Below are 19,573 nucleotides of genomic sequence, written 5' to 3'. Positions count from 1 at the left end.
TTTTTACATCGTGCAATAAGATTACATTTATGCGTTATAACACCGCAATACCCAGTCTATGGATAACAATTACCATTTGTTAAGGCGTTTAAGAACTTACATTATAGCGGCCGTGTGCGTAGTGGCGGCCATGTTCGTTAGTCAACCGGCAAGCGCGCAGTACTTCGGGCAAAATAAGGTCCGTTATAAAAGGCTCGATTTTAAGGTGTACAAAACGCCCCATTTCGAGATCTATTACTACATGAAGAACGATAGTTTGCTGAAGCGTTTTGCGCAGGAGAGCGAGCTTTGGTACACCCTGCATCAGCAGGTGTTCCGCGATACTTTCCGTAAGGCAAATCCGGTCATCCTTTACGCCAATCACCCCGATTTTCAGCAGACCACCGCCATTGATGGCGAGATAAGCGTAGGTACCGGCGGTGTTACCGAAGGGTTAAAGAACCGTGTGGTGATGCCGATCATGGAGACCAATCAAACCACCCGCCACGTATTAGGCCACGAGTTGGTGCACGCCTTTCAGTATCATATTTTGATGGGGAACGACACCACCAGTCTGGATAACATTGGAAATATCCCATTATGGATGGTAGAGGGTATGGCCGAGTATCTGTCCATCGGTAAAAAAGATGCCTACACGGCCATGTGGATGCGGGATGCGTATCAAACCAAGGATATCCCAAGTATTAAAGATCTCACCACATCAGGCAAGTATTTTCCTTACCGTTATGGCGAGGCTTTCTGGTCATTCTTAGGGTCTACCTATGGCGATTCGGTCATTGTGCCTTTCTTTAAAAATACCGCTCGCTTTGGTCTGGAATACGGTATTCGTCGCACTTTCGGATATGATGAACGGACACTATCAGCCTTGTGGAAGAACTCCATCACCAACGCTTACAAACAATACGACGCCGACACCGCGCAAGCGCCTACAGGCCGTAAGCTTATCGATTCAAAGACCGGGGGAGATTACACCGTAGCCCCTTCGGTAAGCCCGGATGGTAAATACATGACGTTTTTGTCATCCAAGGAACTATTTACCATCGACCTGTTTTTGGCCGATGCCCAAACGGGGAAGATATTGAACCGGCTCACCAGTAAGATCAACAATACCCACATCGATGAATTCAACTTTATCGAATCGGCGGGCGGTTGGTCGGCCGACGGTAAAAAATTCGCGTTCAGTGTATTTAGCAAAGGTCGTAATAAGCTGATCGTAGTGAGTATACCAAGCGGAAAGGTTTTGGGTGAGATATCCATGGGCAAGGCCGAGCAGTTCAGTAACATCACCTGGTCCCCGGATGGTGAGAACGTTGCTTTCCAGGCGCTGGTTGAAGGTCAGGGGGATCTATATTCTTACAGCTTTAAAACCAAGGAAGTTACCCAGCTGACCAACGATAAATTCTCGGATTATCAGCCTAACTGGTCGCGCGATGGTAAAAAGATCATCTACAGCACCGATAGGGCAACATATGATAAAGTACGATCGCAGGATATCAGCTTTAACCTGGCCGAGGTGGATGTAGAGACCAAACAGATCACCGATATCCCGGTGTTCACGGGTGCTAATAACCTTAACCCGGTCTACTCTTCAGATGGCAAGCAGGTTTATTTCCTGAGTAACCGCGATGGATTCCGCAATATTTATCGCTACACTTTTGCCGATGGCAAGGTAGAGCAGATGACCAAACTGTTCACGGGTATTAGCGGTATTACGGAATTCTCTCCCGCGCTGAGTGTGTCGGCAAATAACGATATCGTTTATTCTTACTATAAAGGTCAGAAACATACGATATATACCGCTAAGGACGGCGACTTTAAACCGACCGTTGTTGGCGCACAGGAGGTTAATTTTGATGCTGCCATGTTGCCGCCATTTAAAGCGGTAGGGGTGGATCAGATCAACTCTAACTTAAATGCGTTTTTGGCCTATCCGCGCCTTCCGGCTGATTCTATCAAACAGATCAAATACCGCCCCCAGTTTAAACTGGATTATTTAGCCAGCAATGGCGTAGGTGTTGGCGTAAGTAATTTTGGTACAGGGTTGGCCAGTGGTGTACAAGGTGTGTTCAGCGATATTTTGGGCCGCAACCAGATCTATGCGGGCTTAGCCGTTAATGGCGAGATCTACGATTTTGGTGGCATGTTCACCTACATTAACCAGGCCGGCAGGTGGAACTTTGGGGGTAGCGTATCCCACATTCCATTCCAGTACGGTAGCTATAGTTTTGTGCCAAGCACCTATCAATATAACGGTACCACCGTGCCAATTTATGAGGAGCGTTACGACATTATCCGTATTTTTCAGGATAGGGTGGGTGGCTTCACCTCGTACCCGTTATCAAGGATCAACCGGATAGAATTTGGTGCCGGTGCAGCTTATTATTCTTATCGTGTAGATCGCTTCACCACCTATCGCGATCTTAATGGCAGTGCCTTTGATGTTCAGCGCCGTCACATTCCGCGTGCCGAGTATGAGGCTGATCCGGCTAACCGTGGTGTAAGCCTTCAGCCATTTAGCGTATTCAATGTCAACACGGCGTTTGTAGGTGATAATGCTTACTTTGGCATTGCCGCACCGCTTAACGGTTTTAGATATCGCATAGGCGGGGAGCTCAATTTTGGCACCTTCAATTATTTTGCCCCGACTATCGACCTTAATAAATACCAACGCATTAAACCGATAACGTTGGCCGCAAGGTTTTATAGCTACGGGAGATTTGGCGGCACGGGTAATAGCCTTTACCCGCTATATTTAGGTTATCCGTTCCTTATCCGTGGTTACGAGTCGCAAACGTTCACCAATAGTAACTCGGGCGTGCCAACCAATAACTTCACTATCGATCAGCTATCAGGTAACCGTATGGCCTTGACCAGCTTTGAGATAAGGTTACCATTTACCGGCCCGGAAAAACTGACGGTTCTGCCTTCTAAATTCCTATTCTCTGAGCTCAACGTTTTCTTTGATGCCGGTTTAGCCTGGAACGGTGGCGACCAGATAGACTTTGCCATTAACCCCCGGGTACTGAGCCGTACACCTTATGTAGATGGTGCCGGTAACCCGATCAGAGACAATGCCGGTAACCCGGTATATCGCAACGTTTATAGCCGTGTGCCGGCGTTGAGTACAGGTGTTTCATTAAGGGTAAATATGTTCGGTTATTTTGTGTTGGAGCCGTATCTGGCTTGGCCCATCAACCGTTCTGACGTGAGCAAGCCTGTGTTTGGGTTAGGTTTTACACCAGGTTGGTAATTTAAGATCAATATTTTTAATGACGATATACGGGAGGTCTGTTGCAGGCCTCCTTTTTTGTTACTTTTGCCGTCCGGATAAAATGCATGGCATTTTATTTGTTTAGTCACGGTCGATGATAAAGAAGATAATTTTAACCACCATATTTAACCTGGCGATCGTTACCGCTTTTGCCCAGATCAAAGATCCTTTCACTCCAAAGTTTGCTAAATCGCCAAATAAAGAGAAGACCGCCGGAGGGAGCATTATGCTTCCGGAGTTGAGTATCTCTGAGAATATCTCCAAAGCCAAAGATTGTTCGGTATTATTCGATGCTATTAAGGCAGCAGGATTGGTCACTACTTTTGAAAGCAAAGGCCCTATAACGGTTTTTGCCCCGGTGAATAGCGCCTTCGCTAAAATATCAGCCGGTAAACTGGATAGTTTGCTAATGCCCGAGAATCAGTATCAGTTAAGCAGTATTGTAACTTATCATGCTATTGCCGGTAAAGTAACAGCGAATGACATTGCCAAAAATATTAAAGAACACAAGGGACGGGGAACTTTTACAACCCTTGCAGGTACTAAACTCATCGCTACAATTGATGCAAATAGCAACATAGTGTTGACAGATGAAACAGGTGGTCAATGCACCATCAGTCAGTCTAATTTTAAACAAAGCAACGGGATGCTGCATATTGTTAACGGTGTGCTGATGCCGAAGCCCCGGGTGATCTGACCGGCGGCTTCTATCAACTTATTTATACCATATGCCTTACACCGTTAATGCATATTTTATTTCAGCCCGATCTGGTTAGGCATTAAGCGGTTTGCGTAACCTGTTGTTCAAAGGTCGGATGGCCGGTCTGCTGTATAATTGTTGCTCCAATTTTAAACCTTTGGTAAGGTCGGTCCAATCGGCATTGGCAGAGCGGATCAGTTTTTCCTTTTGCGGACGAGTGAAGGTGCTTACATATTTAAAACGATCCATGGCCATATCGTCGTTAATGATCTCTTCAAAATATACCAGGCGGTTCAAATGCTTGCTGCTATCAAAGAAAAGCGTAGGCATTTCGGCATAAAAATCTAAGGTCTTAAGCAGATCCTGGCATAAACCAACGTGTAAATTATTGCGGTTACGATCGGTGATGATATAAATAAAGTTCCTCATTTTAATAAATATTTTGGTGATCTGGAATATTGTTACTAACTTTATGAGCATAAAGATACTAACAGATTTAGTAAATCCAAATTTTTTATGTCATTAATTTCACAAAACATCAAATTTCTTCGCAAAAAGAAGGGTTTAACACAGCAGGCATTTGCTGATGCTGTTAATATAAAGCGCTCATTAGTAGGTGCATATGAAGAGGATAGAGCTGATCCCAAGTATGATCTGCTTAAAAAATTAGCAATTTTCTTTGACGTAACTTTAGACGACTTTATTAACGAAACTATCGACGAAAATTGGAAGCCAAAGCCCAAAGGCGACCCTAATAATCTTCGCATCCTGAGTATTACGGTTGATAAAGAGGATAACGAAAACATAGAGATGGTACCCGTAAAAGCCAGCGCCGGTTATCTTAACGGTTATGCTGACCCGCAGTACGTGGCTACGCTGCCAAAGTTCTATTTACCGATGTTCAAACAAGGCACTTATCGTGCTTTCGAGATCAATGGCGACTCGATGTTGCCCCTGCAGTCGGGCAGTATTATTATAGGTGAGTACCTGGAGCGCTGGGCCGATATCAAAGCAGGGGATACCTATGTAGTGGTATCTAAAAGCGAAGGTGTAGTATATAAAAGGATAGCCAGCCGCTTTAAAGATAATAAGAGCTTAAAACTGGTGTCGGACAATCCGGTATATGACCCTTACGAAGTTGCCCCGGAGGATATCGTTGAGATATGGAAAGCTAAAGGTTATTTCAGCACACACCTGCCTGAGCCCACTCCTGAACCTACTATGGAGAGCCTGACCGGCATGGTGGCGCAGATGCAACGGTCGATATCTAAGCTGGAGAAAAACAGCAACAATTAAGTTACAACGTTGCAGCTAAACTAATAGCCTCTATCTTTATCTTATACTTTAAAACTGAATAAGATATGAAGAAATTATTATTGGCTGCTTGCTTCGTTATCGGTGCAACAGCTATGAGCTTTGCTCAGGGCGGCGGCCAGGGTGGTCAAGGCGGTGGACAGGGCGGTAACCGTATGGGCGGTACTCCTGAGCAACAGGCTAAAAGGCTACAAACGCAATTATCACTGACCGACGATCAATTGGCCAAGGTTACAGCCATATACGCTGCTGATACTAAAAAGATGGATAGCATCCGCACGGCTGCTAACGGCGACAGGCAAGCGATGACGGCCGCTATGCAGCCTTTAAGGAAGGCGCAGACCGACAAAATAACCGCTTTGCTTACCGACGAGCAAAAAGCGACCTGGAAAAAAGCGCAGGAAGAGCAGGCGGCACGTCGTCGTCAAGGTGGCGGTGGTGGTCAGGGTGGCCAACAAGGTGGTACGCCTCCGCCTCCTCCAACCGAATAGTGTTTGCAAAATAATATTTTACGAAAGCGGCTGATCGGCCGCTTTTGTTGTTTGTAGCAGGCTGGTTTCGTAACATTTATGATCGTTTATCACTTGCTGTTGTAAATGACGTTATTAGGGTATATCTTTATTTTAAACTTAAAAATAAACTGAAAATGAAAAAATTATTATTAGCTGCTTGCTTTGTATTAGGAGCAACAGCAATGAGCTTTGCCCAAGGTGGCGGTGGCCAGGGTGGTCAAGGTGGCGGTCGTGGTCGTATGGGCGGCACGCCGGAAGAGCAGACTAAAGCGTTAACTGCATCTTTAAAATTAACCGATGACCAGGCTGCTAAAGTTAAAGCGATCTACACTGAGCAAACTGCAAAACGCGATAGCATTATGAAAGCCGCCGGCGACGATCGCCAGGCGATGATGCAGGCTTTCCGTCCGTTAATGACCACTTATCAAGCTAAGATACAAGCGGTATTGACCGACGAGCAAAAAGAAGTTTACAAAAAACAAATGGCAGAGCGTATGAACCGTGGCGGACAAGGCGGCGGTCAGGGTGGCCAAGGCGGTGGTACCCCACCTCCACCTCCTACAAAATAATTTTTGCAGAGATATGTTATAATGAAAGCGGCTTACGGGCCGCTTTCGTTATTTTAGCCCAAATTTAATTGGAGTGCGCAACGCTGATCAACATCTGCAAACTAAACTGGACGAACGCAAGGCGGCAGGCAACTACCGCACGCTAAAGCCGGAAAACGCTCTTGTGGACTTTTGCTCTAACGATTATCTGGGTTTTGCCCGCTCGCCTGAATTTGCCAAAGCTATTGCTTCGGAAGTAAGTGCGCATCCCGTGATAATGACTGGTTCGACAGGCTCGCGACTGTTGGCCGGCAATACCACTTATGCCGAAGATGTGGAAAAACAGATCGCCGGTTACCAAGGGTATCCTGCGGGCTTGATCTTTAACTCTGGTTATGATGCTAACGTCGGCCTATTCTCATCCGTCCCTCAAAAGGGCGATACCATTATTACCGACGAGTTGGTACATGCCTCTATTATCGATGGTTGCCGTCTAAGTTATGCTAACCGCTATCGGTTTAAACACAATGATACCGATAGCCTGATCGCCAAGTTGAAACAAGCTACCGGTAATATCTACATTGCTATCGAGAGCATTTACTCTATGGATGGCGATTCGGCCCCGCTTGCCGACATCGCCGATATCGCACAAGAATACAACGCCAACCTCATCGTAGATGAAGCCCACGCCACAGGAGTGTTTGGCAAAGGGTTGGTTGACGAATTGGGTTTACAAGAGCGAGTGTTTGCACAGGTTGTAACGTTCGGTAAAGCTTTGGGATGCCATGGGGCCGTTGTGTTGGGCAATGATGTGCTGCGGCAATATCTGATCAATTTCTCGAGGTCATTTATATACACTACTGCTGCGCCATTTCATCAAGTGGCGGCGGCTAAGGTGGCTTACGACCTGCTGAATAGTTGCGAAGATGAGCGTGATGCCTTGCATCATAACATCTATCTCTTCAAACAAAGTTTTGCTAACGCGACGCTCCAATTGATCCCAAGCGATAGCGCCATACAGTGCATCTTGCTGAAAAGTAACGATGCTGCAAAAAGCCTGTCGACTGAGCTACAACAAGCAGGTTATGACGTTCGCCCGATATTAAGCCCGACGGTGGCTGCTGGCACCGAGCGTTTGCGCATCTGCATCCACAGCTTTAATACCGAGGCCGAAATTATTGGTTTGTCCACCATCATCAATAAATTTACCTTATGAGCAACCCCATATTTGTAACCGGTATTGGTACCGATGTTGGCAAGACCGTAGTATCGGCCATACTGACCGAAGCCCTGCAAGCCGACTATTGGAAACCTGTGCAAGCAGGTGATCTGGATAATAGTGATACCATTAAAGTAAAGCGTTTGGTGAGCAACCCGATCACCAAATTCCATCCCGAAGCTTATGCATTGACGCAGCCATTCTCGCCGCATAAGTCGGCTGATCTGGATGGTGTGGATATCGATATTGATCATTTTCAGCTGCCGCAAACAGATAACCAGCTTTTGATCGAAGGCGCAGGTGGTTTAATGGTCCCGCTGAATAACAAACATTTAGTGATCGACCTGATCCCAAAACTAAATGCCGACGCCGTACTGGTATCGCGGAATTACCTGGGCAGCATCAACCACACATTGCTATCTATCGAAGCATTAAAAAGTCGCGGCATTAATATCAAGGCTATCATTTTTAATGGTGATGCTGACGAATACACGGAGAGCATTATTCAAGCCCATGTCGGAAGTACGATATCGTTTTACCATATCCCCAATCTACCCGCTATTGATCGGGAAGAAATTGCCCGGCAAGCTTTGAAATTAAAAGATGCCGGTATCCAAAATTTAATAAACTAAAGCTGCTGTAAAGCCGTTTATCTGGTACATCAACCCAACATCGCGCAACACATGCCTATCAAGATCAACCACCTGCAACACATCGGTATCCCGGTAACAGATATTAAGGAGTCTGAAAAGTTTTACCAACGTTTAGGTTTTGCTAATGCGATGACCGCCCAATTTGATCACGTAGCCGGTAAAGGCGATGTGATAATGATGCAGTTAGGCGATATTATTGTTGAACTATACCAAATGCCTGAGGCCGCTCTCGACGAGGTCCGCAATCGCGGCAATGGTCATATAGATCATATCGCTTTTGATGTGGACGATATCGACGAAACCTTCGCCGCCGTTAAAGAGGCCGGGTTCACTATCATCGAACTACAGCCTATATTCCTGCAATTTTGGACGAAAGGTTGCAAATACTTCAACATCGTAGGGCCAGATGGTGAGCGTTTGGAGTTTAACCAGATCTTAAAATAATGGGGATAAAGCCGCGTCACCTTGCTACACTGATCTTATTACTGCTGACCGTAATTGTTTACGATAGCTGCAATGCTATCCGTTCGACAGGCCGCATACCTGCCGGGGAGCATCTGAAAGGGATAGCGGCTTTGGCTAATTACGACAGTCTCTATGGATTCCGTAACCTGGATACTGCCGGGCAGCAGAAGCCCCGTAAGATCAACCCTTTGCGGATATTGACCTGGAGTTTGCGTAGTAAGCCTGCCTATGTTACACCAGATCACGAATTGCCATGGGTAAAGGCAGATCTGAATGCTTTGCCTGCTGATACACCTACGGTAGTTTGGTTCGGGCATTCATCGTTCCTGCTTAAGACCAAGCAGGGAAATATTCTGGCCGACCCGCAATTCAGCGGCTTTACAGGACCTTTCAGTTGGATGATCAAGCCCTATCACGGTAGTGACGAATACAAAACGAAGGATATGCCTGTTATTGATGTGCTGATCATATCTCACGATCATTACGATCACCTGGATATGGGCACCGTTGTAAAACTGAAAGATAAAGTAAAACGTGTGGTCGTACCCAAAGGTGTTGGCTCACACTTCATCCATTGGGGTTACGATCCAAAGATCATAACCGAGTTAAACTGGGACGAGTCGGCATCCACCACAAGTGGCATTAAGATAACCGCCACGCCCGCGCGGCACCGCTCGGGTAGGGTATTTAAAGGTAACCGCACTTTGTGGGCATCATACGTGATCGACGCCGGAGGGCGTAAAGTTTTCTTCAGTGGCGATACCGGCTATGGAACGCATTTTAAAAAGATCGGTGATAAATATGGACCAATGGATCTGGCCATGATCGAGTGCGGGCAGTATAACGATAATTGGAAAACCACCCACATGCACCCCTCGCAAAGTGTGCAAGCGGTCATTGATCTGAAAGCCAAAACGGCCATTCCCGTGCACTGGGCCAAATTTGCTGAAGCCTACCATCCTTGGGATGAGCCGGTGCGCTTATTCTTAAAGTCGGCCGATAGTTTAAAGCAAGCGGTATCGGTACCCATGCTGGGCGAGCCTTATGTTATCGGATCTAAACCAAAGTTGGATCCCTGGTGGGATGAGAGTTGGCATTGATAATATGAGATCGAGTGAAGATTAACCACGAAGTGCACAAAGATTTTCGCAAAGGGCACAAAGGCATAGTTTATAATACTTGCAAAGCTTTGTGTCCTTTGTGCTTTCTTTCTTTGTGTCCTTTGTGGTTAAGAAAAAAGTTACCGCTTAATCATCACACCCTTCAACTTCTTCCGTATCGGTTCATCCACCCACTTCAATATTGCTTTAGCCAAAAGCAGTAAGGCAATAGTGCCAATGATGAGCACGATGGTCATATCCCCAAGTGTGGGTTTAAATTTCTCTATCCAGCTCATGTATAGCCAAATGAAGCCGTAATGAACCATGTATAACGGATAAGATATCTCACCCGACCATTGGCAGATCCTTTTTAACGACGGACGTAAAGTAGCACCTGCGCCCAAAGCGACCAGGAACGGGAAGTAGAACAGCACCACCAAGGCATCGACAACACGATTGATCTGGGCTGAGCGGAACGGTATCAGGAAAGCTGCCAGTGTAAGCAGACCAATGGGTAAAAATCCTAAGTTCGACTTGATCATCCACCGGCTACGGTAAACCAGCATCCCGACAACAAAAGAGTAGAACACCCTTACCGGGCCGCCCCAAAAGTTGGTCGCGCCCCAGCCTACGCTTAGTTGGCCTTCTAAGTACGACTCGTAGCATAACAGTCCGGCGGCCACCAGTAGCAATAACCACGTCCATTTATTGTTCATCTTTACAAATACGAAGGCGTAAACAATGTTGGCGATATATTCCCAAAACAGCGACCAGCTTGGTGGGTTAAGGTGGAACAGGTTAAAATATCGCTCGGGCATGTTAGGGTAGGGAATCATAAAGCACGACGTTACGAACATGATCACCGAATCTTTAATACCCTTTTTGATAAACAGGTCGCTCCACGGATCGAACACAAAACAGAGCAAGCCCAATATCGACCCAATGATCACTAACGGATGCAGGCGGATCAACCTCAGTTTAAAGAACGCAGCCAAACCGATATCTTTCAACTTAGCATCATAAGCATAGGCTATGACAAAGCCCGAAAGGCAAAAAAAGAAATCGACTGCCAGGTAAGCGTGGGCGATGAAACTCTCCTTGTAATCGGGCACGGCTATCTCCATAAAGTGGAACACCACTACAGATATGGCCGCTATGCCGCGCAGCCCGTCGAGTATCTCAAAATGTTGCCTGGTCTTTAAAAGGTCGGTATTGGTTTGGGTAGACATACCGCAATTATACCCTTTACCACGGGTAAGTGCAAGTAATAAGCGTGTTGCATTGCCCGATCAACTTTGCGCCCCATACTTTTCCCCGGAGCATTTTTACCATGAAATTCAACAGGTAGGAGCGGGGGCGCAAAGTTCTCGATGATGCTATCTGGCCACTTGTTTATTAAACACCAGATCCAGTTTAACGGCTATCATATTGGCTACGGCTTGGTTCTTTATTGCATCAAAAAAGTTCCAGTCTTTCTTTTTCTGCTGAAAGTCTATCTCCCACTTTTCGCGGTCGAAGGCGATATCAGCCTTGGTGGTCAGTTGGTCGGCGTTGGTTTGGATGTCGGCATCAAAGGCGATAGGGTGGGTGATGCCTTTGATGGTAAGATCCCCGGTGACTTTGTAGATCGTACCGGCAGAGTAGGTGACCGACTTCACCGTCATCGCTGCCGTCGGGTGTTTCTTCACGTCAAAGAAACCCGGTGTGCGCATCTCCCGGTCCACCTTGTTGTTCTCCGATTTTTTCTTGCGGTCGGTAGATCGCATGGTATTCATGTCAATCACAAAGGTGCCGTTATCAGGCCTGCCGCCTACAACGTTATTCAGTACGCCGCTTTTGAATAGGATGTCGCCCTGGTGCTGACCGACAACTTTGCGGGTATCCCAAAGGATCTTACTTTTTTTAACATCTAACTGATAGGTCTGTGCGCGCACCGAAAGGGTGAACAAGGCAAGCGTAACAAAAAATAAAGGTTTTTTTAGCATGGCATCAATTGTTTTGTTGATGCTGCAAACCTATTAACGACCAACAGAACGGGCGCTGTAAAAACTGTAAATTAAAATGTAAAGGATGTAAATTCTGCTTTTGATCAGATAAGTAACGTCATCAATCAGGATATTCATCGTCCTGTGGCCCCCGCTTTTGTTTGATGCTTTTTTTCCAGCGGACGTAGAAGCCGAATTTAGGAAGCGTAAGCAGGCTATAAACCGCTACTGCGCCAACTATAGCGATAATGAACATATCCAAACCCACCGCAACGCCAATAGCGGCAGTACACCAAACCGTAGCGGCGGTAGTAAGGCCCTCGGCCGAGTTTGTCTTCTCGTTCTTAAAGATGATACCGGCGCCAAGGAAACCGATACCCGAAATGATATTAGAGATAATGCGCGAGCCGGCAGAGATATCGCCCAGGTTTTGGCCGATATCGGTAAATAACGTCGATCCTAAACAAACGGCCGCGTAGGTGCGCACCCCGGCGCTTTTGCCATCCCGCTCGCGATCGAAGCCGATAAATGCGCCCAATATAAATGCCGCTATTAGTTTCAGTACGATATGTAATTCTTCTATCAACTCCATTGGGTACTAAAATAGCGTTTCGGCGCAATTGTTTGTGGTAAGTGGTCTAAAAGGTTTTCGTTGATACAGAATTTTCGTCGCCGCAAAATGAAAGTTTACAAAGGTTAACATTTTTTAAAATTAGAATATTATAAGTAACTGACAGTCAGTTTGTTGAAAATGTCCTGACTTAATGACGTAAACCATGTTGGCTGGTCGTATTAATTTTAGGCGAGTCGCTTGAATTTTTTGTGCGACCAAAATACGAACTTAGGCAGGCGGATGATTTAGTATCTTTTAGTAGTATAAGCTGAGATCCATGGTAAGGAAAATTTTAGGCGTGATAGCCGGTTATACCATCTTTGTGATCACCGGTGTGGCATACTTTCAGCTATCCGGTCATAAGCCCCATGCCCCGGCTACGGGCGGTTTCCAATTGCTGACGGCGGTTTACGGCGCATTCTGGTCGATGGTGGCGGGCTATGTGCTGCAACTCATTGCCCGGACCAATGATCTTAAACCTAATTTTGCACTGGCGGTCATTATAGCAGGTTTCGCGTTGTTCTCTATGTTAAAGTCGACAGGTAGCTCTTGGACACAGGTGCAGGCGATGGCGGTATTCGCTCCGGCGTCAGTTCTGGGTGGATGGATGTTTTTGGGGAAGAAGAAATAGTATTGGAGAATGATGAGGGGAAGTCTGTAGGTGTTCAGTTACAGACTGAAGCCAGTAAGCGCAAAGGCTTAAAAATAATAAACTGATATGGAGATCAAAGATTTAAAAAAGCTTGTCGAGCATCCTACTTTTCGTAAAGAAGGTTCCGATTACGTTAAAGTGCTTGAACCCATCTCCGTTACCGAGGTCGTTAGTTTAGAAAATATTTATAACAGTGGTCAGCAATTCCCAGTCGCGTTAAGGGAGCTATTGTTGTTGGCGGGCAACGATTGCTACGTGCTTGACTATGGATTGAACGACTCTCAAGCAGAAATGCAAGGATCTTCAAGAGCATATCTTACCTCTTTCGGAAGAAATTATTGTATTACGCGCCCGTTCTTCGTTATTGATGTTTATAATGCAGGAACGCAATTTTTATTCGTTTATTTAGACGAAGATCAAGAAGACCCTATAGTTTATGAGGCTTACATGGATGAGGCATACCCGAATTGGATCGAATCTGTAGGAGGGACTTTGTCAAGTTTGATCAAACATCGAATGGTCAGGTTATTAAGTGGCCGTAATCCTTTCTGAACTTGTATTTATTCTCTACGCTAACCTCAACCCTTCATCTGTAATTATTCAGCCACAGTTGACCCTCAACAATTGACAAAGCCCCCTTTGCATAGCTTTGTGTCCTTTGTGCTTCCTCTCTTTGTGTCCTTAGTGGTTAAATTAGCCACAAAGTTTAATGGTCTTCATCAACAACCGACCGCTTCTTCGCAAAACTCCAGATCAAATAAACCAAAGCCGGCAAAATGAATACGCTACCCGCCAGCAAGGCGATACCCAAGGCATTAATGGTTGCCGAGGGCGCGGCGTGATCAAGGATAGATAACGAACCGCCATTCTTCAACAATACGATATTAGGAAAGTGAGGATAGCTGACCGATATCAGTAAAGACATCACCATCAACCCGGCATAAAAACGGGAAGTTTTTACCCTGCTTTGGTAGATCATATACCAGGTCATGGCCAGAGACGCGGCGGCGATGACATCAGCGATCAGACTGATGACATTCCCGAACAACCAGCGGAACAGTGGGATGCCTTGTAAAGATGCGCTCACAAACAGCAGTACCATGAATAGGGTTGCCAGTCCGTTCATCTGTTTGGCTTTGCGGATGAAGCGCCATTTTTCGTCGCTGCCGGGAACTTCTCCTGCCAAAAATATGGCCGCTAAGGACCCGCATAAACATACCGTGAACAAACCAACACTAAGCGGGAACCAGTTGAACCAGTTAAGGATGTAACCGGATGGGAAGTCGGTAGCATCGGTATCTATCCTGCCTGAGATAGCTGTAGCGGCAATGATCCCCAAAAACATGGGGGTGATAAAACTGGAATACATATAGATCCTGTCGTAAAGGCGGTGCCAGCTATCGTGTACAGCATCGTAATTACGGAACGTGAAGGCCGTGCCCCTTGCAATGATACCCATCAGCATAATAGTCAAGGGGATGTGCAAGTGGACCGATACCAGCGAGTAAACATCGGGGAAACCTACAAAAATGATCACTACGGCAATGATCAACCACATGTGGTTGGCTTCCCAGATCGGCCCGATGGCGCGGTAGGCTGTCTTTTTAAGCCCGGCGCGGTTACCCTCCCGGGTGAGTAACTCCAGGATACCGGCGCCGTAATCGGCCCCACCCATCAAAAGATAGAGCAGAATAGACCACCATAAAAAAGCGATAACGATATAGAGCATCATAAGGCAGGGTTCAGCTGAGGTTTATCATAGATCACCGGCACCATTTGGATCTGGCGTTTTAGCAGGAATACCACCACGATGGACAGCGTTACGTAAACCGCCGTGAACAGGTAGAATGAGTATTGAATACCCGGCATAGGTGTTACCGCGTCGGCCGTGCGCATTACGCCGTTAATGATCCAGGGTTGGCGACCAACTTCGGTCACCGTCCAGCCAGCCTCTACGGCGATAAACCCGGCCGGGGTAGCGGCAATAAATAGTTTTAAGAACCAAGGCTGGTGCAGCCATTGCCGCCACTTAAAAAATGCCGCCAGGCCTATCGCGCCTATCGCCATCATCATCATACCCAACCCGACCATGATCTGGAAGGCATAATGTGTTACCGCTACAGGTGGCTGATCTTTCACAAGGATCCGGTCTAAACCTGTAACAGGTTTTGCGGGGTCGCCGGTGATCATCCAGCTGAGCACGCCGGGTAGTTTTATGGCATAATTAACTTCCTGCTTTTTAGTGTCGGGAATGCCGCCGATGATCAGCGGGACGTGCGTATCCGTCTTAAAATGGGCCTCCATAGCGGCCAATTTTGCGGGCTGACTTTTAGCCACGAACTTGGCCGAAATATCGCCGCTTAAAGGTTGCAAAAACGCCGCCACAATGGCGAACACGGCCGATATCTTAAATGATGCTTTATGGAAGCCAACATTCTGTTTCCGCAACATCATCAGCGCGTGGATACCAGCCACCGCGAAACCCGTTGCCGCGAAGGCTGCTATACACATGTGCAGCGCTTGCGAGAACCAACCCTGGTTGAACATGGCTTTCATCGGGTCGATGTTGAGATACTGGCCATTCACAAAGTCGAAGCCCGACGGGCTGTTCATCCAGCTATTGGCCGCCACCACTAATATGCCCGATGCGATACCGGTAATACCTACCATCACGCCCGTCAGCCAATGGAACCAGCGGTTAAATTTATCCCAACCATACAGGTAAAAACCCAGCGCGATAGCCTCGATAAAAAAGGCCGTACCTTCCAGCGAGAATGGCATACCAAATATCGGCCCGGCGTGTTTCATAAACGTTGGCCACAGCAAGCCTAACTCAAAAGAAAGTACCGTGCCCGATACCGCGCCGGTAGCGAAGAAGATGGCCACACCTTTGCTCCAGGCTTTGGTCACGTTCTTATAGTTCTCATTCCCGGTGCGCAGCCACAGGTAATGCGATACAGCCATGAAGAACGGCATGACCATGCCAATGCACGAAAAAATGATGTGGAACCCTAACGAAAGGGCCATTTGGGAGCGGGCAGCTAAAAAGTCGTCCATAGTTAGATGGATAGGATAAGTGATAAAAGTTCAATAAGAAATGAACGCGGTCCGCGGATACTACGGAAGGGTAAATTTGTTCATCAAAATGCCGGATGGCAGGGGCATTCACGTCCGGATAATTGATGTAACATGAACGATACAAATATACAAAAAACCGACGGGAATGCCGCCGGCTTGTCAAGTACTAAATGCAATTTATACCGAAAATAAATTGAAATAATTGGGGCGTAAATGAGTTACGCGGAGGCTTGTAACGTATTAAGCGGGGCCATGGTAAGCTCGGCAGCATCCTGCCCAAAAACGTCCTGTGGTTGAAATTTCCAGCGGCGGTGGCTCCATAGCCAGTACTGCGGTTTTTGGCGGATCACTTCTTCCAGATAGTGCACATGGGTATCGGTGATCTCGTGTTCGGCGGTCTCCTTAGGCGAATTATACAGCGGCACAAAGTTGCAATGGTAATGCCCGCGCCCGGTAGGCCTGATGTCGCAAAAAACTACCACGCTATTGGTCATCTTAGCTAATTTTTCGGGACCAAGGAACACCGCCGTAGGCTGATTAAGGAATTGGGTAAAATATTTGATGTCTGATCGGGCCGGGGTTTGGTCGCCCACCAACACGGTCACCGTAGGTTCGCGGCGGAATTCGACCAACTTGCGGGCCGTATCTTTCATAGCTACCAGCGTAGCCCCAAAGCGCGACCGCATCCGCATCATCATCCGATCGAACAATTTATTGCTCAGTGGCTTATAAACGATCACCCGGCGCTCCTTAAACAATTGACTGAACCTTAGCGCATTCATTTCCCAATTGCCGTAATGGCCCAGCACACCGATCACGCTCTGCCCGGCATTGAAGGCATCGGTCACCAGTTTGGTGTTGGACACCGTCACCCGTTCGCGCACCTGCTTAGCCGACATGGTCAGCAACTTCACGGTCTCTACCACCATATCTGCCAGATAGTGGGTGTAGTTCTTGCGGATCAGTTCGCGTTCGGTCGCTGTCTTTTCGGGGAAGGCGTTCTGCAGGTTCTGGTCTATCACCTTGCGGCGGTAACCCACCACGTAATAGAGGATGAAATAGAAGCCGTCGGCCAAAAAATATAAAAACCGAAGCGGTAACAGTGATATGAGGTAAAGTAGCCCTAAAGCTATTGCAGAAAATGCCTTGCGTACCATTTTTCCAGCGTTTAGATAGATGAGCTGCAAAAATAATGGCCATTAGAAAATGGTTAAAGCAGGTTTTTAATTTTTGACTATTTGGTTACAAAAGTCAGCCTCCAAGACGAAACATTGACAGATCGGTTGACCAAACAGGGCTGGCACTACATCACAACACGTCCGCTCAGCTTGATGTTCTTTTTCAGTTTGATCACCTGATAGGTTACGCCTGCAAAATACAACAGCAATAAAACCAGCAAGGACATTTTTAAGATAGGAGAATCCGGTCCGGTAGCTAAGGGTGCTTCGATAGGCAGGCGCGTCAGGGTCTCGTTCACCGCTGGTACCAATGATAGAAATAGCGTGGTACTCATCAGAATCACTTCGACATAAGCCCATGCTTGCCCTAAAAATTTTATGGATCTCGCGTAGACTGCAACAGGCAGGATCAGCAAGATGATCAGCCCTAAAAAATGGCCCGGACTTGGATGCCCAAAGCGCATGATAGGGAAGCCGGTAAGGCAGGTGATGACGGTCAGGAAAATGTAGACCTTCCCTGTAGCACTGCGCGGGCTGATGCGCCCGTACCTTGGCAAGGCAACAAAGGCGGCAATAAGGGCAAAAATGCTAATGATGGTGTGGATGATCCCTAAGGTTGAAAGGTGGTTCGGCATGATCGTAAAGGTTAGCGGGTGAATACTTAAGGTGTGATATCCAAATATAACTAATTGGTAGTTAGAAATATATGGGCGCATTAAATATTCATTAAAAAAAGAACGCCTCGCGGAGCAATGTCCGGGAGGCGTTACTTAAATTTCTGTTAGGCGATCGGTTACATCGTCTCTAACGACTTATCCAGCAACTTCACCAACTCCGCATTCGACGGGCGCGGAGCATCGGCCGATACGATATTACCTTTCGGGTCTATCAAAATAAAGCGCGGGATGCTGTTAATATTCAGGCTCTTTACAAAGCCCGACTTCCAGGCATTATCAGCCATGATCTGTATGCCGCCAAGTTTGTTATCGGCCACATAATTTTTCCATTTGGTCTTGTCCTTCAGGTCATCGATAGACAAGCTTACAAATTTGATATTCTTGTCATGATATTGTTCCTCCACCTTTTTTAACGATGGTATCTCGGCAATGCACGGACCGCACCAGGTGGCCCAAACATCAATGTAAACGTAGCTGCCTTTTAAGCTGCTTAAGGATACCGGTTTTTCGTCGGGTGTGTTGTAGGTGAACAGTGGGGCGGGTTTACCCGGGCTATATTTTAACAGGTTGTTGTATGATGCTGTCACCAGGTCCTTGTAATACGGGTCGGTAGCAACGGTCATATATTTATTATAATCAACCGTCAGGCTATCGCCGGGGCGGATCACCATTTGCATGGCGGTGTACAGCAGGCGGTCTTTCACGTAAGGGTTGCTTACCTCTTTACCGATGGTCAGGAGTTTTTGTTGATAGATGTTCCTGCCCCTAAAGCTTGGCGTGCGGCTACCCTCTAAAGCTTGTAGCGTACTTAGGCGCTGATCTAACATGGTGCGATAGGTATCCGAAAATTTATACAGGTTGGCGTTGTTCACATCAAAGCCTTCCCAAACTTTGCTAAATATGGTTTGCGTGTCTTCTATCGGTAATCTCAGTACATGCATCTTATTTTGATACTCCATCACCTTGGTCATAAAATCGGCCGGGCGGTTAGCTATGTTAGCCACCATGTAATCCATAGACTGTTTTTGGATCACCGGGTCGATGCCATATTTTAAATGATACTTAGATATGGCCGAGCGGATGTTATAGTCCACCGCTTGCTGCTGGGTTTTGGTGTAGTAAGGCGTGCCTTTGGTATCGGCGATCAGTTGGAGCGAGCTTGCTTTATACTCGTCCATCTGTTTCAGGAAGTCGGCCAGCGGCATATCCAGCGGTTTTTGGAAAAGCTCCGCGTTCTCGAATGGCAGATTTTTATTGATGTTCTTGTTGATATCCAGCATGGCCTGGTTCTCGGCGCCGCCTTTGCCGCTAAAGGTAGGGCCGGTGGTTTTGGCCAGATCTATGCTCAGATCCATCTGCGGGGCCAGGTACAGCGGCATGCCGTTGAAGCGGTAATAGTCGCCGCTATCTAACTTGAATGTCGATTTAAAGGTATTATCCTTGGCTACGGGGATCTTGATAGGCTTATGATCGCCTTTTTCGAGCGTCACCGTGTCCGACGGGCGGATGCCGAATTTGCCGCTTACGGTAGCTGTTTTAGTTTGCGCATAGCTAACTGTTGATGCCAGCGCGAAAATAATGAGGATACTTTTTTTCATGTTTGTAGGT

At 46.9% G+C, this 19,573-nt stretch carries 20 protein-coding genes; 11 read left to right on the top strand and 9 right to left on the bottom strand.

Annotated elements, in window-relative coordinates; all coding sequences use genetic code 11:
• The first annotated feature begins 58 nt into the window (after positions 1-58).
• Both IRJ16_RS09595 and IRJ16_RS09590 read left to right on the top strand, forming a co-directional pair.
• Positions 59-3,250 (top strand): DPP IV N-terminal domain-containing protein, encoded by a 3,192-nt coding sequence (locus IRJ16_RS09595; protein WP_194111327.1) that lies wholly within the window; start codon positions 59-61, stop codon positions 3,248-3,250.
• A 115-nt stretch (positions 3,251-3,365) separates the two neighbouring features.
• Positions 3,366-3,968 (top strand): fasciclin domain-containing protein, encoded by a 603-nt coding sequence (locus IRJ16_RS09590; protein WP_194111326.1) that lies wholly within the window; start codon positions 3,366-3,368, stop codon positions 3,966-3,968.
• A 75-nt stretch (positions 3,969-4,043) separates the two neighbouring features.
• Here the strand turns inward: IRJ16_RS09590 and IRJ16_RS09585 are convergent, their stop codons facing one another.
• Complete coding sequence (locus tag IRJ16_RS09585; RefSeq protein ID WP_194111325.1) at positions 4,044-4,400, bottom strand: GIY-YIG nuclease family protein; 357 nt, start codon at positions 4,398-4,400, stop codon at positions 4,044-4,046.
• Between the two features lie 87 nt (positions 4,401-4,487).
• Here IRJ16_RS09585 and IRJ16_RS09580 point away from each other — a divergent pair, with 87 nt between their 5' ends.
• The 7 genes from IRJ16_RS09580 to IRJ16_RS09550 all read left to right on the top strand — a co-directional run bounded on the left by IRJ16_RS09580 (position 4,488) and on the right by IRJ16_RS09550 (position 9,782).
• On the top strand, positions 4,488-5,267 hold the full coding sequence (locus IRJ16_RS09580; protein WP_194111324.1) for an XRE family transcriptional regulator: 780 nt from the start codon (positions 4,488-4,490) through the stop codon (positions 5,265-5,267).
• Between the two features lie 65 nt (positions 5,268-5,332).
• Positions 5,333-5,776: a hypothetical protein gene (locus IRJ16_RS09575; RefSeq protein WP_194111323.1), complete on the top strand. Its 444-nt coding sequence runs from the start codon at positions 5,333-5,335 to the stop codon at positions 5,774-5,776.
• 155 nt (positions 5,777-5,931) lie between these two features.
• The gene (locus tag IRJ16_RS09570; RefSeq protein WP_194111321.1) at positions 5,932-6,366 is read left to right on the top strand and encodes a periplasmic heavy metal sensor; all 435 of its coding nucleotides are present in this window, start codon (positions 5,932-5,934) and stop codon (positions 6,364-6,366) included.
• 73 nt (positions 6,367-6,439) lie between these two features.
• Entirely contained in the window at positions 6,440-7,561 is a 1,122-nt protein-coding gene (locus IRJ16_RS09565; RefSeq protein WP_194111320.1) for an aminotransferase class I/II-fold pyridoxal phosphate-dependent enzyme, read from the top strand.
• Positions 7,558-8,196, top strand: coding sequence for a dethiobiotin synthase (gene bioD, locus IRJ16_RS09560; protein WP_194111318.1), 639 nt, complete (start codon positions 7,558-7,560; stop codon positions 8,194-8,196). Before IRJ16_RS09565 ends, bioD begins: the two co-directional genes overlap by 4 nt.
• A 51-nt stretch (positions 8,197-8,247) precedes the next feature.
• Complete coding sequence (locus IRJ16_RS09555; RefSeq protein ID WP_194111317.1) at positions 8,248-8,661, top strand: VOC family protein; 414 nt, start codon at positions 8,248-8,250, stop codon at positions 8,659-8,661.
• A complete protein-coding gene (locus IRJ16_RS09550; RefSeq protein WP_194111316.1) occupies positions 8,661-9,782 on the top strand; it encodes an MBL fold metallo-hydrolase in 1,122 nt (373 codons plus the stop codon). Before IRJ16_RS09555 ends, IRJ16_RS09550 begins: the two co-directional genes overlap by 1 nt.
• 140 nt (positions 9,783-9,922) lie before the next feature.
• On the opposite strand, the gene IRJ16_RS09545 is transcribed toward IRJ16_RS09550, so the two are convergent.
• From IRJ16_RS09545 to IRJ16_RS09535, 3 genes are all read right to left on the bottom strand, one after another.
• Positions 9,923-11,011 (bottom strand): acyltransferase family protein, encoded by a 1,089-nt coding sequence (locus IRJ16_RS09545; protein ID WP_194111315.1) that lies wholly within the window; start codon positions 11,009-11,011, stop codon positions 9,923-9,925.
• 147 nt (positions 11,012-11,158) lie between these two features.
• Positions 11,159-11,767, bottom strand: a complete 609-nt coding sequence (locus IRJ16_RS09540; protein WP_194111314.1) for a YceI family protein — start codon at positions 11,765-11,767, stop codon at positions 11,159-11,161.
• 121 nt (positions 11,768-11,888) lie between these two features.
• Positions 11,889-12,359 (bottom strand): MgtC/SapB family protein, encoded by a 471-nt coding sequence (locus tag IRJ16_RS09535; protein WP_194111313.1) that lies wholly within the window; start codon positions 12,357-12,359, stop codon positions 11,889-11,891.
• Positions 12,360-12,657: 298 nt separating this feature from the next.
• On the opposite strand from IRJ16_RS09535, the gene IRJ16_RS09530 reads away from it, so the two are divergent.
• On the top strand, positions 12,658-13,011 hold the full coding sequence (locus IRJ16_RS09530; RefSeq protein WP_194111312.1) for a hypothetical protein: 354 nt from the start codon (positions 12,658-12,660) through the stop codon (positions 13,009-13,011).
• An 87-nt stretch (positions 13,012-13,098) separates the two neighbouring features.
• The gene (locus tag IRJ16_RS09525) at positions 13,099-13,584 is read left to right on the top strand and encodes a hypothetical protein (RefSeq protein ID WP_194111311.1); all 486 of its coding nucleotides are present in this window, start codon (positions 13,099-13,101) and stop codon (positions 13,582-13,584) included.
• A 154-nt stretch (positions 13,585-13,738) separates the two neighbouring features.
• On the opposite strand, the gene IRJ16_RS09520 is transcribed toward IRJ16_RS09525, so the two are convergent.
• The 5 genes from IRJ16_RS09520 to IRJ16_RS09500 form a co-directional block, all read right to left on the bottom strand.
• Complete coding sequence (locus tag IRJ16_RS09520) at positions 13,739-14,764, bottom strand: cytochrome d ubiquinol oxidase subunit II (RefSeq protein ID WP_317174005.1); 1,026 nt, start codon at positions 14,762-14,764, stop codon at positions 13,739-13,741.
• Positions 14,761-16,089 (bottom strand): cytochrome ubiquinol oxidase subunit I, encoded by a 1,329-nt coding sequence (locus IRJ16_RS09515; protein ID WP_194111310.1) that lies wholly within the window; start codon positions 16,087-16,089, stop codon positions 14,761-14,763. Before IRJ16_RS09515 ends, IRJ16_RS09520 begins: the two co-directional genes overlap by 4 nt.
• Positions 16,090-16,328: 239 nt before the next feature.
• The gene (locus IRJ16_RS09510; protein ID WP_194111309.1) at positions 16,329-17,267 is read right to left on the bottom strand and encodes a lysophospholipid acyltransferase family protein; all 939 of its coding nucleotides are present in this window, start codon (positions 17,265-17,267) and stop codon (positions 16,329-16,331) included.
• A 146-nt stretch (positions 17,268-17,413) separates the two neighbouring features.
• Positions 17,414-17,923, bottom strand: coding sequence for a hypothetical protein (locus IRJ16_RS09505; RefSeq protein WP_194111308.1), 510 nt, complete (start codon positions 17,921-17,923; stop codon positions 17,414-17,416).
• A 158-nt stretch (positions 17,924-18,081) separates the two neighbouring features.
• On the bottom strand, positions 18,082-19,563 hold the full coding sequence (locus IRJ16_RS09500; RefSeq protein ID WP_228079981.1) for a TlpA family protein disulfide reductase: 1,482 nt from the start codon (positions 19,561-19,563) through the stop codon (positions 18,082-18,084).
• Between the last annotated feature and the right edge of the window lie 10 nt (positions 19,564-19,573).

This window comes from Mucilaginibacter myungsuensis (assembly GCF_015222005.1).
GTDB classification, from domain to species: Bacteria; Bacteroidota; Bacteroidia; order Sphingobacteriales; family Sphingobacteriaceae; genus Mucilaginibacter; species Mucilaginibacter myungsuensis.
Note: the sequence above shows the minus strand (reverse complement) of the source record. Positions and strands in the feature narration are given on the sequence as shown.